A 16,894-nucleotide genomic window follows, 5' to 3' on the forward strand; every position below is an offset into this window, starting at 1 on the left:
GCGCGAGCCGCTTTCGGGCGCGCGGCAGCTCGAACGGGAGGCGTGCCCAGCGCGGGCGGGGCAGAATAGACGGATGAGCGACGCCGGCGACTTCGTGGATCGCACGCTGCAGTACGAGGCCACCTGGGAACGGGCGGCCGAGGCGCAGGCTCGGTTCGGAAACGAGCTCGAGTTCTACGGCGCCTCAGTCGGTGCCGTGCGCGGTACCATCCGCGATCTGGCCCGCCGGTACAAGAACATGACGCACGACGACGTAACGGCGCTGAGCTCTGAACTTTGGAAGGTTCCGGTCTTCGAGCGCCGCCTCGCCGCGATCGTGCTGCTGCAATCCAACGTGACCCGGCTCAATAACACCGACCTCACCCGCATCGAGGGGTTTCTACGCGGCGCGGTCCTGCGGGAGCTGGTCGATCCGCTCACCAACGACGTCGTGCTCCCGCTCGTGCAGGGGCTGAGCGGGACGAGTCGTTTGAGAGCGGATGCCGCCCTCGCGCGTTGGGCGCACGACGGCGACCCCTGGCTCCGCCGCGCCGCCGACGGCGTTGCCGCGAGAATCACACCATAGGTGCAAGCCGGGTGCACGGAGCCCCAAGGCATCAAGGGCGATAGAACAGCGCACTTCGGCATCCACCGGCATCGAGTTCATGATTTAGGGGCGAGAATCATAATCTGCCTCGGGCATTCTATGCTTCCCCGAAGTCTTCTCGTGAAGTGCAGCAGGCTCATAACGGATGCCGCCACTTACTGACGGCATCCGCTTGATGAATGCGGTTAGTGCGCGGAGTACCCACCGTCGACCAGGTGGTAGCTGCCGGTGATAAACGACGCGGCGTCGCTCAGCAGGAACAGAACAAGCGCGGCAACCTCGGCGCTGGTGCCGAGGCGGCCCGTCGCGTGCTGGGCTTCGAGAGCCGCGATCGCCTCGGCGTTGAGCGAGGAACGCACCAAAGGAGTGTCGATGAAGCCAGGGCCGACGGCGTTAGTGCGCACGTTTCGGGCCGAATATTCCAGAGCCGCAACCTTGGTCAGGCCGACGAGCGCGTGCTTGCTGGCCACGTAGGCCGCGTTCTGGGCGATGCCTACTGACCCCAGCACGCTGCTCATGTTGACGACCGCGCCGCCGCCGGCAGCTACCATCGCAGGCAGCTGGTAGCGCATGCCATAGAACACGCCGCTGAGGTCCACGCCGATGACACGGTCCCAGGCAGCGATGTCATAGTCGCCGATGTCGGCGGGGGCAGCGCCGATGCCCGCGTTGTTCACTGCCAGGTGCAGGGCACCGTAGGTTGCGACGGCGAAGTCCACGGCCGCTTCCGAGTCGGCAGCGATCGAGGTGTTCTGCTTGAAGGCGGAGGCTGCTCCCTTGGCGGCAATGATCTCGTCGGCGACGCGCTGCGCGGCCTCGAGATTGATGTCGGTGACGACAACGGATGCGCCCTCGGTCGCGAGAGCCTTGGCGATGGCCTCGCCGATACCACTTCCGCCGCCCGTGACGATGGCGACCTTGTCGGTGAATGTGCTCATGCCGTGACTCCTTGTCTCACGCCGAAGCGTGGTGCGACCGCGCGAACCACGCGGCGGCGGGAAACTATCTCGCTATCAAGATATTCTACGCGGGGTGCATGTGTTTGTATGCATTTGGGGACAGGTGACATGAACGCCGGCCCGTGCGACACGAGCTGATATTCATCTATCTCAGGGATTAGAGCGCTGCGGACGGCTAACCCTTGCGTTCAAAATAGTCCGTGAGACGCCCTCGAATCTCGACGTCTGTGCCGGTGACTCCCCATCTGTTCCGAGCCATGGCAAACAGAGCCCGCCGGGCAACCTTTGTGTCAGTGTCCATGGCGTAGGCCAAAAATTCGGGCGTCGACTGGGCATCGACGAGTCCACTCTTGAGTAATTCTTCGCGAAACGTGCCGTCGTCAGTCAAAATGAGGTCAGAATTACCCCAAAGGGCTGCGGCGACGATATGGCGATCCTTTTCGTTGATCTGCAGGCGCACGTCGAGGTCAACAGCGCCAGGCCATGCGACCAACGCCCCGGGAAATGCCCCATTCATGAGGCGAAAGAGGTGCCGTCTATCCTCGGGCGACATCGCCGTCGGGAGGTGCCTCGCGGTCTCCTCAAGCGCGATCAGGCTCCAGAGCGGTTCGTAGAGACCGACCTCCGCAAGAGTGAGTAGAACATCGCGCAATCGCGCCGGAACCAGGACATTTGCATCCAGGAACGCGCGGAACGCCACGCTAGAATCTGTCGCCGTCGTACTGCCCGGTTCGGTCCGACAGGTGTGCGAGTGCCGTCAGCTTCTCGGCCCGATCACGTCGTGACGTATCGAGGTAGGCAACCACGTCTTTCACCCGAATCCGGCGGTGAGTTCCACGGTATTCAACGGGAATCTTGCCCGCATCGATAAGCCGCACCACGTACGTGCGTGAAATTCCAAGCAGGTCTGCGGCTTGAGAGGTTGTCAGCATGGCGCCGATGGATCCGACCAAGACTCCGTCGCCGTCAGCAAACCTGCCGATCAGGTCCGTGATGGCATCCGAAACTTCAGGTGGAAGGTCCACGAGTTGCCCATCAATGGCGAGCTGGGTCGGCGACTGCGCTTCTTGAAGAGCGGTCAAGGCCTGTTGCAGCTTTGCCGCGCTGACAGCGACAACGGCATCAACCGCACGTGGCATCAAAAGAGTCATGGCCCGATCCTTTCGCTGCTCTCATGCTAGAGCTAAGTGACACAAACACAACCACAACCACAACCACAACCACAACCACAACCACGACCATAACCATAACCACAACCACAACCACAATATGAATATCGACAACGCCTCCCCACATTCTGACCGGGCCTAGATCACCTCTTCGGAACGAAACAGCGGACGGCATCCGCTTCGGGCCGCGCCCGAATGATCGGTACGCTGGCGGCATGGAGAACACCGAGAAACCGCAACCGCGCCGCGCCGTCGTGGCGGCTGCCGCGGGCTTCGCGGCCGTGGCCGCCTACGCGATTGTGGGCGCCCTGCAGATTCTGGTGTGGAATCCGTTAGCGGCAGTTCCGGGCGCCACGCTCGGGCAGATCCGCGCTGCGATGGCGCGCGCGGATGAGTCGCTCAACGCGAACTGGGTTCTCGCCTGGGGCATGAGCGGAATCGTGCTCGCCACCGTCGTTCTGCTGGTGACGATCGTACGGATGAACAGCCGGGTCGAGCCGGTGGTCGCGGCTTACCTCGTGCTGCTGATCTTCGCGGCTCCCGGACACTTTTTCGCGGGCTTCGGGCCTGGCATGTCGCTCGCTGACACCTTTTTAGTCTCGGGCGCGGACCACGCGCCCTGGGGCATGCTCCTCTACGTCGTCAGCGCCGCCAGCCTGCTCGCTTTGATCGTGCTGATCATTCGGGCCGGGCGCGCCGCCACCGCTCACGCAGTGAGGCACGGGTAGTTCGAGTCTTCGTCAGTCGACGACTTCGATCTGGGTGCGAATGTATTCCTTCTCACTATCGGAGAGGGCGGCCGGGCCTGGCTCGATAGTCGCGTCACACAAGCGGGCCACTTCGGCCAACGCCTCCGTGCTCAAGGGGGCATCCAGGTTCGCCAGGATCTCGTGCTTGAAGTCGATGTCAAGGTGCGGCCACCAGCGGTCAATGGGGGGCAGAACGGTCGCACTCATGAGGATCTCCTGTTCAGCGGTCAGAGTCGTGAGCCGCAATTCCATGATGCGCCGAGTTCTGCCGTCCCGATAGGGGCGAAGCATCGGTGAAGCGGATGCCCGCCCGACACCTCTGCGCCGTTGGTCGTGTCGTACCCCACGCGTAGGCTGCGAGCATGCGCGCAATTATCGTGAACTCTCCCGGTGGTCCTGAAGCTCTCACCCTGACGACGGTGCCCGATCTCGTTGTCGGGGCCCACGACATCCGTTTGGCGGTGGCTGCGGCAGGTGTGAACCGTGCGGATATCGCGCAACGGCAGGGCCACTACCCCTCGCCGGCCGACGCGCCGCAGTGGCCGGGGCTGGAGGTGTCTGGTCTGGTCATCGAGGTGGGCGAGGACGTGACCCGGTTCGGTGTCGGCGACCGGGTGTGTGCGCTGCTCGCCGGCGGCGGCTATGCCACCGAAGCCGTGGTGCACGAAGATCTGGCACTGCTGGTTCCACTGTCGATGGACCTCATCGACGCCGCGGCCCTGCCGGAAGCCCTCGCCACGGTCTGGTCGAACGTGTTCATGAGCGCTGAACTCGCGCCCGGCGAGACGATGCTCGTGCACGGCGGCGGGAGCGGAATCGGCACGACCGCCATCCAGCTCGCCCGACTCATGGACGCCCGTGTGGCCGTGACGGCCGGATCCGCCGAGAAACTCGCCGCGTGCGCGAGCCTCGGGGCACAGATTCTGATCAACTACCACGAGCAGGATTTCGTCGCCGAGATCAACACCGCCACCGACGGGCACGGCGCCGACGTGATCCTCGACATCATGGGCGGTGCCTATGCGGCGCGCAATATTGAGGCGGTCGCGGTGAACGGGCGCATCATGGTGCTCGCCAACCAGAGCGGCCAACCGGCCACGTTCGACCCGTTTCGCCTCATGCAGAAGCGCGCCCGCTATTGGGGCACCACCTTGCGGTCGCGGCCGCTGGCCGAAAAGGTCGCCATTCTGCGTTCCCTGGAGTCGGCGGTCTGGCCGTGGATCGCATCGGGCGAGTTCCGACCGGTGATCGACGGCCGGTTCTCGTTTGCGAGTGCAGCGGATGCGCACCGTCGGCTGGAAGCATCCACTCACGTCGGCAAGATCGTGCTGGTGCCCTAGCCTGCGCTTACCGGCCGGCTGGCGGCATCCGTTATTGGGATCAGTCGTGCGGTCGAACGCTGCTCGCGCAGCCGGCCTGCCGGGGGCGCGAGCAGCTTTCGGGCACAGCCCGTTCAGCGGATGTAGTGCGACTCCTGCAGCTCGTACACCGGAGTGTCGAGCCCCTCCATGCGGGCTTTGATCTGCAGCGCGAGGTAGTTCGAGTAGTGCCGGCTCTGGTGCAGGTTTCCGCCGTGAATCCACAGCTGAGGAACGTTTGTGGGCTTCCACATGTTGCGCAGCTCACCCTCCCAGGGCCTCGGATCCTTCGGGGTGTCGGACCCGTAACCCCAGCAGCGGCCCACCTGATCGGCAACCTCTGTCGAGACCAGATCGGCTAGCCATCCGTTCAGGGAGCCATACCCGGTGGCATACACGATCAGGTCAGCATCCAGCTCGGTGCCGTCCGCGAGCACCACGGACTTGGGCGTAATGTGGTCGAGTTGGCCCGATTTCACAGCGACGCGACCGTCAATGAGCAACTGCGATGCCCCACATCGATGTAGTAGCCCGACCCACGGCGCAGGTATTTCAGGAACAGGGCCGAGCCATCCGTTCCAAAATCCAAATCGAACCCGACTTCGCTGAGCTGGGCATAGAAGTCGGCATCGCGCTCGGCCATCTGCGCGAAGACCGGAATCTGCGCGGACGGCAATATTCGGTAGGGCAGTGACGCGAAAAGCAGGTCGGCCTTTTCCGTGGTCACCGCGTTCGCCAGCGCCTGCTCGGAGTGCAGGCCGCCGAGCGCAAGGTCCATGAGCGAGTCGCTGCGGGAGATGTGCGTCGACGAGCGCTGCACCATGGTGACGTCGGCCCCGTGCTTCCAGAGGTCGGCACACGAACGGATGCTGCGCGCCGCCCATGAGGTGACACTGGCCGGTTCGCCCCCGCTCGGGATCAGCACCGAGGTTTGGGAATCCTGGCAGCGTTCGCTGGCCGCGGGCATCGGCCCCGACCGGCACCTGCCCCGGCATCTGCACGAGGTGGCCGACGTCGTTGCGCTGCGCCGCGGCCATGCGCTAGGGGCCGTGATGCCAGCCCTCAGCGAGCTTCTCTCTGATGAGAGCGCTAATGGGCAGCATCTGCTCGTACTCGCCGACGCGAGTGGAGAGGTGCTATGGCGGGTCGGCAGCCGCGCGGCGTTGCGGCAGGCCGACGGGCTCGAGTTCGTCGAGGGCGCTGACTGGTCCGAGGCCGGGGTAGGACCGAACGCGATCAGCGAAGTCGTCCTGAGCGGGCGCGCCGCACAGATATTCTCGGCCGAACACCTCGTGCGCAGTCACCACGACTGGGCGTGCACAGCTTCACCGATTCGGGACGCGGACAGCGGCGCGGTCATCGGCGTCTTGAATGTATCCGGGCCACTCAACACGGTTACGGCCGACAGCATGCGCATGGTCAAGTGCGGGGTGCGGCTCGCCGAGGAGTTGTTGCGGGCGGCGCGACGAGAACTCGGGCGCGGATCGCAGTTGATGACTGCTGGGCGCTCAGCGGCGGTCTTGTCGGTGGCCTCGTCTGCGCTCACCTCCGTGGCATCGCTCGCTCTGCTCGGTGACAGCCCAGGGGTGGTCGGCGGCGATGGACGCCGAGTGCCGCTCTCGCTGCGCCGCGCGGAGATTCTGGCCTTGCTCGACTCACGGGATCGCGGCTGGAGCGCCGACGAACTCGCCTACGCCATTCACGGGGAAACAGGCTTAGCCGCCACCATCCGCATCGAGATGCACCGTATTCGCCACGTGCTCGGCGAGGCACTGAAGTCCACGCCGTATCGCCTCGGCCCCACGCTGCGAGGCTCGTCCGACGTGGGGCGGGTACTGCGGCTCGTGCGCGAGGGCCAGGTTGCCGCGGCCCTCGCGGCGCACTCTGCCCCACTGCTGGTGAGGTCGACCGCCGGGGCCATCGAACCGCTGCGCGCCGAACTCACAAGCGCGGTCGGAGCATCCGTTCGTGCAAGCGGAGACGCCGAGCCGCTGCGCCGCTGGTGCGCGACCGAGATGGGGAGCAATGATCGCGAGGCGGTGCAGGCCCTTGGCAGCTTGGCTGGCATCGACGATGCCGGCTGCCTGGCATCGCTCGCGCGCCTCAGCCGCATCGACCGCGAACTCGGCTGTTAGTTCTGTGGAGGTGACCAACGCTGTCTAAACTCAGGACCCATGTCCGAACCCTGACCCACAAATAAATCTAGGCAACCGGGTTCAGGTCCTGGGAAATGGACTCCACGGCGGCGCGCAGCGCGGGAATGGCGAGTTCTGCAAACGCATCATCGACCCGGGACACCGGCCCGGAGACGCTGACGGCGGTCGGCGTCGGCGCATCCGGAACCGCCATCGCGAAGCAGCGCACACCAATTTCCTGCTCACCATCGTCGATGGAGTAGCCGCGTTCCCGGATTCGGGCCAGGTCAGCCAGGAGATCGTTCACGCTGCCGATGCTCATCGTCGTGGGAGTGGGCATGCCAGCCCTGGCCACAATGGCGCGAACGGCGTCATCGCTCAGCTGCGCCAGAATCGCTTTGCCGACTCCGGTGGCATGAGTATGCGCGCGTCGGCCGACCTCCGTGAACATGCGCATGGAGTGTTTGGATGGAGCCTGGGCGATGTAAAGCGCCATGTCGGCATCGAGAACGGCCATGTTCGCCGTCTCCCCCAGTTGGTCGACAAGGGCCTGGAGTTGGGCCCCAGCCAGGGCGCCGAGCTGCTTACTGGCTGCCGTTCCGAGGCGAATGAGACCTGGGCCCAGCGCGTAACGCCGATTGGCGAGCTGACGAATGTATCCCTTCGCCACCAGCGTGCGCAGCAGCCGATGAATGGTCGGCAGGGGCAGCTCGGTGGAGGCCGCGAGCTCGCTCAGCATCACCTGCCCGCCAGCGGCCGTGATCAGCTCGAGGAGTTCAAAAACCCGCTCCACGGATTGCACACCGCTGCCAGCCGTGCGTTCTGCCATCTTTATGCCTCCAGGCCGTACGTGGCAACGGATATCCGCATTGTGGAAATATCGCCAGGTTACCCAGATTACACAGAAGTTGACGCCGGGCCGCACTGACCGTAGTCTTTCCATATAACAGAAACTAACTTCCACAATACGAAACTTGGTGGAATCAAGTCGCATAATCATCAACTCGAGGAGCAAGGACGCCCCCATGCTGTACACCGTAAACTGCTCCATCCTGCTGACCGAACTGCCGTTGCTCCAGCGCCCAGCCGCGGCCAAAGCCGCCGGATTCGACGCGGTCGAGTTCTGGTGGCCCTTTGCCGCCGCCGTTCCCACCGAAACGCAGATTGCCGACTTTGAGAACGCAATCACGGATGCCGACGTTCGACTGACCGGTTTGAACTTTGCGGCCGGCGACATGCCGGCCGGGGATCGAGGTCTGGTGTCCTGGCCAGCCCGATCCGACGAGTTTCGCGACAATCTGGCCGTCGCCGCTGGCATCGGCGGGCACCTCGGCTGCACGTCCTTCAACGCCCTCTACGGAAACCGTATCGACGGCGTTGCCCCGGAGGAACAAGATGAGCTCGCTATCGAAAATCTCTCCCTCGCCGCACGATTCGTCGCCCCGATCGGTGGCACCGTGTTGCTGGAGCCGGTGAGCGGGGCACCGAAGTATCCCCTGCGCACGGCGGCCGACGTGCTGGCCGTGATCGAACGGGTGAGCATCCAGAGCGGCGACACGAACATCAAACTACTCGCCGATTTTTACCACCTGGCCGTCAACGGCGACGATGTCGAGGCCGTGATCTCCGAGCACGCGCACCAATTCGGACACATCCAGATTGCCGACGCACCCGGGCGCGGCGAACCAGGAACGGGCACGCTACCCATTCACGAGTGGCTCGCGCACAGTCACGGTCTCGGCTATGACGGCCCCATCGGGCTGGAATACAAGACGGTCGCAACAAATCCGTTTGCCTGGCTTGAAACCGCCTAACCGACCGCTGCGCATCCAACACCCTTGAGAAAAGGACAAATAAAATGAATAATGTCGCCGTCATCGGCCTGGGAATAATGGGCTTGCCCATGGCAATCAATCTCGTGAAGGCCGGCCACAACGTCGTCGGTTTCAACCGCAGTTCGGCACGAATTGACGAGCTGGTCGCCGCGGGCGGTCGAGGCGCGGCGAGTATCCCCGACGCCGTGCGGGATGCCAACGTCGTGATCACGATGCTGCCAGACTCGCCCGATGTCGAAGACGTCGTCGGCGGCCCGGACGGTGTCTTCGCCCATACGCCGGCCGGCGCCTATTGGATTGACGCCAGCACCATCCGGCCCGACGTTGCCGTTCGCCTGGCCGGAGCCGCGAGGGACGCCGGGCTCAAGCCCGTCGACGCCCCGGTCTCCGGCGGCGAAGCCGGCGCAATCGAGGGCACCCTGTCGATCATGGTCGGCGGGGAGGTCGCCGACGTCGAGGCCATCCGTGGCGTACTCGACGCTATGGGCAGCACCGTGGTCCACGTCGGTCCGGCTGGATCCGGCCAAACGGTCAAGGCCGCCAACCAGCTCATCGTCGCCGGCACCATCCAGCTCGTCGCCGAGGCGCTCGTGTTTCTGGAGGCGCACTCGGTCGATACCGAAGCATCCGTCAAGGTTCTGGCTGGCGGGCTGGCCGGCAATCGCATCCTGGACCGCAAGGCCGCAGGTATGGTGGCGCGCACGTTCGAACCAGGTTTCCGGGTCGACCTGCACCACAAGGACCTCGGCATAGTCACCGCAGCGGCCCGCGCGGCCGGCGTCGCCATTCCGCTTGGTTCGATGGTGGCCCAGCTAATGGGCACCCTGCGCGCCGAAGGCCACGGCTCGCTCGACCACTCCGCATTGCTGCTGTTGGTCGAGCAGATGTCCGGCCGCTCGCACGCCTGAACACCAACTTTTCAGATTCAAGGAGAATCACATGTCTAAAATGCGCGCAGTAGACGTTGCCGTCGCCATCCTCGAAAAGGAGGGGGCCACCCAGACCTTCGGTGTACCGGGGGCTGCCATCAACCCGTTCTACTCGGCCATGCGCGCCCACGGCGGCATCGACCACATCCTCGCCCGCCACGTCGAGGGTGCCTCGCACATGGCCGAGGGATTCACGCGCACGAAGGCCGGAAACATCGGCGTGTGTATCGGTACCTCCGGACCGGCCGGCACCGATATGCTGACCGGCCTCTACTCCGCGTGGGCCGATTCCACGCCCATTCTCTGTATCACCGGCCAGGCTCCGGTGAGCAAGCTGCACAAGGAAGATTTTCAGGGCGTCGACATCGCCTCCATCGCGGCCCCCGTCACGAAGATGGCCGTTACCGTGCTCGAGGCCGGGCAGGTTCCCGGCGTCTTCCAGAAGGCGTTTTATCTGATGCGCTCCGGCCGCCCTGGCCCGGTGTTGATCGATCTGCCGATCGATGTGCAACTTACCGAGATCGAATTCGACATCGACACTTATGAGCCGCTTTCGGTAGCCAAGCCCGCAGCATCCGTTGCCCAGCTCGAAAAGGCGCTCGACATGCTGCTGCTCGCGAAGCGCCCGGTGATCATCGCCGGCGGCGGCGTAATAAACGCGGACGCCTCGGCGGAGCTGGTCGAGCTGGCCGAGGTGCTGAACATTCCGGTGATTCCCACGCTGATGGGCTGGGGCAGCATTCCCGACGACCACCGGCTCGCGGCCGGCATGGTGGGGCTGATGACGTCGCACCGCTACGGCAATGCAACCATGCTCGAATCGGATTTCGTACTCGGCATCGGTAACCGTTGGGCCAACCGGCACACCGGCGGCCTCGACACATACACGAAGGGCCGCACATTCGTCCACATCGACATTGAACCCACCCAGATTGGGCGGATTTTCTCGCCGGACTTTGGCATCGTCTCCGACGCCGGTGCAGCGCTGCGCGGTCTGGTTGAGCTCGCACGCGAACGCAAGGCCGCCAACACCCTCCCCGATTGGGAGAGCTGGGTCGAGGACTGCGCGCACCGCAAGGCCACGCTTCAGCGCAAGACGCACTTCGAGAACGTGCCGATGAAACCGCAGCGCGTGTATGAGGAGATGAATCGGGCATTCGGCACCGAAACCCGCTACGTGACCACGATCGGGCTGTCGCAGATTGCGGGAGCACAATTTCTGAACGTCTTCCACCCGCGGCACTGGATCAATTGCGGCCAGGCCGGGCCACTCGGCTGGACGCTTCCCGCCGCCCTCGGCGTGGCCGTGGCCGACCCGTCGAAAACGGTCGTGGGGCTCAGCGGCGACTACGACTTTCAGTTCATGATCGAAGAACTCGCGGTGGGTGCCCAGTTCCACATCCCGTACATACATGTCGTCGTGAACAATTCCTATCTCGGCCTGATCCGTCAGGCGCAGCGCCGCTTCGATATGGATTACCAGGTGTCGCTCGCGTTCGAGAACATCAATTCGCCCGAACTTGAGGGCTATGGCGTCGACCACCTCAAGGTGGCCGAGGGCCTTGGCTGCAAGGCCATCCGGGTGCGCGAAGCCGACGATTTGCAGGCAGCGTTCGCGCAGGCCCAGGCGTGGATGGTCGAGTTCAGGGTTCCCGTTGTCGTCGAAATTATCCTCGAGCGGGTCACAAATATCTCGATGGCCGCCGCCGAGATCGACGCCGTAACCGAGTTCGAAGACCTGGCCGTGACAGCGGCCGATGCGCCCACCTCGGTCTCGATCATTGTCAGCGCCACCGAATAGTCTGTTTGCACGTGCACGTCGAAAACAAGGGAGTTTTTGTGAGTACAACAACCGTTAGCTCCGAGGCTGGCACCGCGATGTTCGGCGCGCTGCGTGCCGCCGTTGGCGACCCGGCTCGGGTGAAAACTCGGGCACTCGACCTCCACGCGAGCGCCCACGATGCCTCACACTTTCTGCTTATTCCCCAGGCCGTGGTGGTGGCCACGGATGCCGCGGAGGTCGGCGCCTTGTTGCGCGCCGGCGCCGCGCAGGGCGTGCACCTCACGTTTCGCTCGGGCGGAACCAGCCTGAGCGGCCAGGCCATCACCGACGGTGTGCTGGTCGACGTGCGCCGGAACTTCAAGAACATCGACGTACTCGACGACGGCCTGCGCGTGCGCGTGCAGCCGGGCGTCACGGTGCGGGCGCTCAACACCCGCCTCGCCAAGTACGGGCGCAAGTTCGGACCCGACCCGGCGAGCGAATCCGCCGCCACCATCGGCGGCGTCGTGGCGAATAATTCCTCCGGCATGGCCTGCGGCACCGTGGACAACACCTACCAGACGCTCGAATCGGTCACCGTGGTGCTGCCAAGCGGCACGGTCATCGACACCGGGGCAGCGGATGCCGATGAGCAGTTGCTGAAGCACGAGCCGGTTTTATACAACGGCCTGCTCGAACTCGCGCGGCGCACCCGCGATAACGAGGCATCCGTCGCCACCATTCGTCAGCAATTCTCCATGAAGAACACCATGGGTTACGGCGTGAACTCGCTGCTCGACTTCGACCGTGCCGTGGACATGCTCGCCCACCTGATCGTGGGCAGCGAGGGCACGTTGGGATTCGTGGCCGAGGCGATATTTCGAACGGTTCCCAAACTGCCGCACGTCACCACCGCCCTGCTCGTGTTTCCCGGGCTCGAGGCAGCCACCGCCGCTCTGCCCGCCTTGGTAGCGACCGGTGCGGCCACCCTGGAACTCATGGACGCGCTCTCGCTCATTGTGGGGCAGAAGATGCCGGGGGCGCCCGCGATCGTGGTCGATCTCATGGTGGACCAGCACGCCGCCCTGCTCGTGGAGTACCACGCCGAGTCACCAGAGAAACTGGCGCAGATGCTCGCGACCGGCATGCAGACCGTCAACACGCTCGGTCTCACCCTGCCAGCCGATTTTACGACCGATGCCGGCATCCGCGGCCAGCTGTGGTACCTGCGCAAGGGGATTATTCCGGCTGTGGGCGGTACCCGGCCGCAGGGCACGAACGCCCTGCTCGAAGACATCGTGGTTCCGGTGCCAGCGCTCGCCCGCACCTGCATGGAGCTCATTCGGCTGTTCGCCAAGTACGAGTATGAGAACTCTATGATTTTCGGTCATGCCAAAGACGGCAACGTGCACTTCATGCTCACCGACGATTTCGGCAGTGCCGTGGGTCTCGAGCGGTTCAGCCGGTTCACCGAAGATCTCGTCGACCTCGTGCTCGCCGAAGGCGGTTCGCTCAAGGCCGAGCATGGCACCGGGCGCGTAATGGCGCCGTATGTGCAGCGCCAGTTCGGCGACGAGCTCTATGACGTGATGCGCCGCATCAAGGTGCTCTTCGACCCGGCTGGCATGCTCAACCCCGGCGTACTCATCAACGACGACCCGAACGCCCACTTGAAAGATCTCAAGGCCATCCCAGCCGTGGCGAAAGAGGTCGACCGCTGCACCGAGTGCGGCTGGTGCGAGCCGGTGTGCCCGAGCCGCAACGTGACGCTCACGCCGCGGCAGCGCATCGTATCGTTGCGTGCAATCGAACAGGCCAGGCTCGACGGTAATCTCGCTCTCGTGGCCGAGATGGAGAAAGACTACGAGTACGACGCCGTGCAGACCTGCGCCGCCGACGGCATGTGTCAAACGGCCTGCCCGGTCAACATCAACACCGGCGACCTCATGAAGAGGCTGCGCCACGACGAGGCGAACCCACTGGAAAGCGCGCTGTGGAATGTGGCCGCCAACAACTGGGGCACGGTCACTCGCGGCGCGGGGCTCGCTCTCAAGGCGATCGCCTCGGTTCCGGTGCCGCTCGTACTCGGCCCCAACCGCCTCGCGCGCACCGTGCTCGGCACCGACACCGTGCCCCTCTACTCGCCCGACCTGCCCGGCGGGGGCCGACCCCGCCACGCCCACTCCGGTCAATCCCAGAAGGAGAATCACCATGGTTGATGCAGTAGTTGCCACCGAGCGGATGCGCCCTGCCCCGCGCCAGGCGCCGGCTGCCGTCTACTTTCCCGCCTGCGTGCAAACGATGTTCGGTCCGGCCGTTGCCGGAACTCCCGGCACGCAATACAGTTTCGAGCAGCTCTGCGAGCGCGCCGGCGTGACCCTACTCGTGCCCGACGGTATCGACGCGCTCTGTTGCGGTACCCCGTGGGCCTCCAAGGGTATGACCCGCGGACTCGCCACGATCGCGGCGAAGACCCTGGCCGCCCTGCGCACCGCGACCCGCGACGGCGAGCTGCCGGTGATCTGTGATGCTTCCTCGTGCACCGAGGGGCTGCGGCACATCATCGAGAGTGACCGGAGCGAGCATCCGCTGACGGTCATGGACGCGGTCGAGTTCGCCGCCACGAGCATTCTGCCCGGCCTGCCCGAATATGTGAAGATCGAGTCACTCGCGCTGCACCCCACGTGCTCGTCAACACGGATGGGCGCCAACGCTGCCCTACAGACTGTGGCTTCCAGCGTGGCCGAGCACGTTGAGATACCCGAGAACTGGGGCTGCTGTGCCTTTGCCGGCGACCGCGGCATGCTGCACCCGGAGCTCACCAAATCGGCTACGAAGGCTCAGGCCGCTGACGTGCTCGCCATGGACGCCGTGGCGCACGCTTCGTGCAATCGCACCTGCGAGCTCGGCATGACCCGTGCCACCGGCAAGCCGTACCGGCACGTGCTCGAACTGCTCGAAGAGGTCACTCGACCGTAACTTCCAGGGCGCACAACCGGAGTAGCTGCACGCAGCTACTCCGGTTTTTCGTGTGCTGGGGTCTGCCGCGCGCGGGTCCACAAGCCGTCGTCTGTTTCACCGGGCACGACAAAGCGGGCGACAACGGATGTCTCCGCTGCCGCCCGCTCTCGCGTGACTGACTTAGACGCGCTCAGGTTCGGGCGCCAGCACGGCCGCTTTCTGGCGCAGCATCCACCGCACGATGAATCCGAGCGTGCTCATCAGCAGCACGAGCATGATCGTGCCGAGGTTGAAGCCGAGCCCGTAGATAAAGATGAATGAGATCGCTCCCCCGGCGATGCAGTAGTACAGCGTGACGAGAATTGTCTTGCGCAGCAGGTCGCCCTCGCGCCCGAGCAGCCCCACCGTGGCTGACGCGGCCACAATGTTGTGGATGGCGATCGGATTACCGCCAGCGCCGCCGACGGCCTGGGCAGCCACCACCTGCTCCGGGTTCACCCCGATGGCATTGCCCGTGGAGAACTGGAACTGCGAGAACGTAAGGTTGGACACCGTGTTGGAACCGGCGACGAAGGCTCCGAGCGCACCGATAAATGGGGCGATGAACGGCCACGAGCTGCCCGAGATGGCGGCAGCGCCCTCAGCGAGCGTCACCGGCATGCTCGAGAGACCGGATGCGTTGAGCTCCGGCCCCGACTGGATCAGCACGCGCACGAGCGGCACGGCAAAAAGCAGGGCCACGGCGGTTCCAGCGAGTTGCCTGCCCGATACCTTCCACGTCTCGCGAATCTGTTGGCCATTCATGCGATGAAGTCCATACGCGAACAGCGATGCCAGAATGAGCAGGAAGGCTGGCGAGTAGAACGGCTGCACGGCGGTGGAGATGTCGGTGCCGAGAATGTTGTTGAACGGGATGGCGATACCGGTGAGGAATTCCGTGACCGGTGTAATTACCCGGCTGCCGACCAGCAATACGGCCATCAGCACGTAGGGTGACCAGGCGCTCACGATGCCGATGCGGCGAACGGATGCGGCGGGTTCCGCCGGTTCTATTGTGCCCATCCAACGCGGGCTCCAACTGGCTCGTGGGCCGAAATCGAAGGTTTTCTTCGGCATCAGGAAGCCCCTGCTTGACGTGAACATCACGACGATCAGCCCGAAGAGGCCGCCGAACAACGAGGGGAATTCCGGGCCGAGAAAGCGGGCCACGAGCACGGAGGGAATCGTCATAGCGACCGAGGCGTAGAGCGCGAATGGCCAGATGGCCAGTCCGTCGCGGAAGCGCCGCTCTGGACCGAAGAACCCGGTGAGCATGCACACCAGAATCAACGGGATGAGCAGGCCAACGATCGCGTGGATCGAGGCCACCTGAAAGCCGATCGACGCTACGAACTCGGGCATCGTCACTCCCAGCAGGGAGATGCGCTCGGCGACGGCCGGATCACCGCCGAGCCCACCGCCGACACCCACGATGATCGGCGTGCCCACCGCTCCAAAGCTCACCGGTGTGCTCTGGATAATGAGGCCCACCATCACGGCGGCCATCGCTGGAAAGCCCATCGCCAGCAGCAGTGGGGCGACGACCGCGGCTGGCGTGCCGAAGCCAGATGCTCCCTCGATGAAGCTTCCGAATAGCCAGCCGATGATGACCGCCTGAATGCGCCGGTCGGGCGAGATATTGTTGAATCCGCCGCGGATGGTGGCCATTGCTCCACCGACGGTCAACGTTGACAGCAGCAGAAGCGCCCCGAACACGATGTACAGCAGGGTTGCGGCCGTGATGACACCTTCGAGGGAGGCCGCGATGACTCCCCGAAAGTCCATCTTCCACACCGCGAGGGCCACGATTACCGCGGCGATATAGCCCAGTGGCATGGCGTATTTGGCAGGCCACCGGAATCCGGCGAGCAGTACGCCCACCACAAGAATTGGTGCCAACGCCAGAAGGCTGAGCACAGCAAGATTATCCACGATTAGGTCCTCTCTGACCAATTTTCGCATGGTGAAATTTTATTATTGTGTGGTGGATATCATCGTAGGCGTAACCGCTCTCGGGGTCAACGAATGTGCTCGCTTCGCCACTCCTACCGATTCGCCCCAGCGCATCACGATGTTCCCAATGCGCCCGGACGCATGGAGTCCAACCGCCTGCTGCACCTGACCGTGGATGCGGCCAATTCGTCGATTTGTGCCCCAGGTCGTCATCGATGTGTAAGTTGCTTTCCGTGACCATAATTCGTCGCCCAGGGAGTTCTGGGCGCATTCGACCGCAGCCGGAGCCGCGTTTCAGAACGAGCGGTGCCGCCGTTCACGGGCACGGCACACGTTCCCTGGCGGGCTCCCGCCGAGTTCCTCGTCGGCGGCCTGCGGAATTGATGATTCCCAGCTGAGCCTTGCTGCCGGGGATCTCGCAGCGCCGGCGCCCACAGCCACCCTTGAGCTGGGCCCGCA

At 64.3% G+C, this 16,894-nt stretch carries 13 protein-coding genes and 2 pseudogenes; 8 read left to right on the plus strand and 7 right to left on the minus strand.

Annotation, left to right across the window (positions count from 1 at the left end; translation table 11 throughout):
* The first annotated feature begins 73 nt into the window (after window positions 1-73).
* Window positions 74-565 carry a DNA alkylation repair protein gene (locus E3T43_RS17120; RefSeq protein ID WP_134473291.1) on the plus strand — a complete coding sequence of 164 codons (492 nt, stop codon included), beginning with the start codon at window positions 74-76 and terminating at the stop codon, window positions 563-565.
* A gap of 206 nt (window positions 566-771) precedes the next feature.
* Here the strand turns inward: E3T43_RS17120 and E3T43_RS17125 are convergent, their stop codons facing one another.
* The 3 genes from E3T43_RS17125 to E3T43_RS17135 form a co-directional block, all read right to left on the minus strand.
* On the minus strand, window positions 772-1,524 hold the full coding sequence (locus E3T43_RS17125; protein ID WP_134473292.1) for an SDR family NAD(P)-dependent oxidoreductase: 753 nt from the start codon (window positions 1,522-1,524) through the stop codon (window positions 772-774).
* 196 nt (window positions 1,525-1,720) lie between these two features.
* Window positions 1,721-2,245, minus strand: a complete 525-nt coding sequence (locus E3T43_RS17130) for a PIN domain-containing protein (protein WP_134473293.1) — start codon at window positions 2,243-2,245, stop codon at window positions 1,721-1,723.
* 1 nt (window position 2,246) lies between these two features.
* Entirely contained in the window at window positions 2,247-2,696 is a 450-nt protein-coding gene (locus E3T43_RS17135) for a helix-turn-helix domain-containing protein (RefSeq protein ID WP_241979063.1), read from the minus strand.
* Between the two features lie 233 nt (window positions 2,697-2,929).
* Between E3T43_RS17135 and E3T43_RS17145 the strand changes: the two genes are divergently transcribed.
* On the plus strand, window positions 2,930-3,442 hold the full coding sequence (locus E3T43_RS17145) for a hypothetical protein (RefSeq protein WP_134473294.1): 513 nt from the start codon (window positions 2,930-2,932) through the stop codon (window positions 3,440-3,442).
* Window positions 3,443-3,454: 12 nt separating this feature from the next.
* Here E3T43_RS17145 and E3T43_RS17150 read toward each other — a convergent pair whose 3' ends face one another.
* Window positions 3,455-3,754: a hypothetical protein gene (locus E3T43_RS17150; protein WP_166791368.1), complete on the minus strand. Its 300-nt coding sequence runs from the start codon at window positions 3,752-3,754 to the stop codon at window positions 3,455-3,457.
* A gap of 71 nt (window positions 3,755-3,825) precedes the next feature.
* Between E3T43_RS17150 and E3T43_RS17155 the strand changes: the two genes are divergently transcribed.
* Window positions 3,826-4,803, plus strand: coding sequence for an NAD(P)H-quinone oxidoreductase (locus E3T43_RS17155; RefSeq protein ID WP_134473296.1), 978 nt, complete (start codon window positions 3,826-3,828; stop codon window positions 4,801-4,803).
* A gap of 113 nt (window positions 4,804-4,916) precedes the next feature.
* Here E3T43_RS17155 and E3T43_RS17160 read toward each other — a convergent pair.
* Window positions 4,917-5,680: pseudogene (locus tag E3T43_RS17160) on the minus strand (NAD(P)/FAD-dependent oxidoreductase); the annotation flags it as partial.
* Between E3T43_RS17160 and E3T43_RS17165 the strand changes: the two are divergent.
* Complete coding sequence (locus E3T43_RS17165; RefSeq protein ID WP_241979064.1) at window positions 5,598-6,956, plus strand: transcriptional regulator; 1,359 nt, start codon at window positions 5,598-5,600, stop codon at window positions 6,954-6,956. The pseudogene E3T43_RS17160 and the gene E3T43_RS17165 sit on opposite strands and share 83 nt — an antisense overlap.
* Window positions 6,957-7,023: 67 nt before the next feature.
* Here the strand turns inward: E3T43_RS17165 and E3T43_RS17170 are convergent, their stop codons facing one another.
* Entirely contained in the window at window positions 7,024-7,785 is a 762-nt protein-coding gene (locus E3T43_RS17170; protein ID WP_134473298.1) for an IclR family transcriptional regulator, read from the minus strand.
* Window positions 7,786-7,981: 196 nt separating this feature from the next.
* On the opposite strand from E3T43_RS17170, the gene E3T43_RS17175 reads away from it, so the two are divergent.
* The 4 genes and pseudogenes from E3T43_RS17175 to E3T43_RS17190 all read left to right on the plus strand — a co-directional run bounded on the left by E3T43_RS17175 (window position 7,982) and on the right by E3T43_RS17190 (window position 14,461).
* Entirely contained in the window at window positions 7,982-8,770 is a 789-nt protein-coding gene (locus E3T43_RS17175) for a hydroxypyruvate isomerase family protein (RefSeq protein WP_134473299.1), read from the plus strand.
* Between the two features lie 44 nt (window positions 8,771-8,814).
* Window positions 8,815-9,699, plus strand: coding sequence for a 2-hydroxy-3-oxopropionate reductase (locus tag E3T43_RS17180; RefSeq protein ID WP_134443548.1), 885 nt, complete (start codon window positions 8,815-8,817; stop codon window positions 9,697-9,699).
* A gap of 31 nt (window positions 9,700-9,730) precedes the next feature.
* The gene (gcl, locus tag E3T43_RS17185; RefSeq protein WP_134473300.1) at window positions 9,731-11,521 is read left to right on the plus strand and encodes a glyoxylate carboligase; all 1,791 of its coding nucleotides are present in this window, start codon (window positions 9,731-9,733) and stop codon (window positions 11,519-11,521) included.
* Between the two features lie 77 nt (window positions 11,522-11,598).
* Window positions 11,599-14,461, plus strand: a pseudogene (locus tag E3T43_RS17190) (FAD-binding and (Fe-S)-binding domain-containing protein).
* A gap of 162 nt (window positions 14,462-14,623) precedes the next feature.
* On the opposite strand, the gene E3T43_RS17195 reads toward E3T43_RS17190, so the two are convergent.
* Window positions 14,624-16,414 (minus strand): L-lactate permease, encoded by a 1,791-nt coding sequence (locus E3T43_RS17195; RefSeq protein WP_134443546.1) that lies wholly within the window; start codon window positions 16,412-16,414, stop codon window positions 14,624-14,626.
* Window positions 16,415-16,894 lie beyond the last annotated feature (480 nt).

It is taken from the genome of Cryobacterium sp. Hh7, assembly GCF_004403155.1.
GTDB classification, from domain to species: Bacteria; Actinomycetota; Actinomycetes; order Actinomycetales; family Microbacteriaceae; genus Cryobacterium; species Cryobacterium levicorallinum.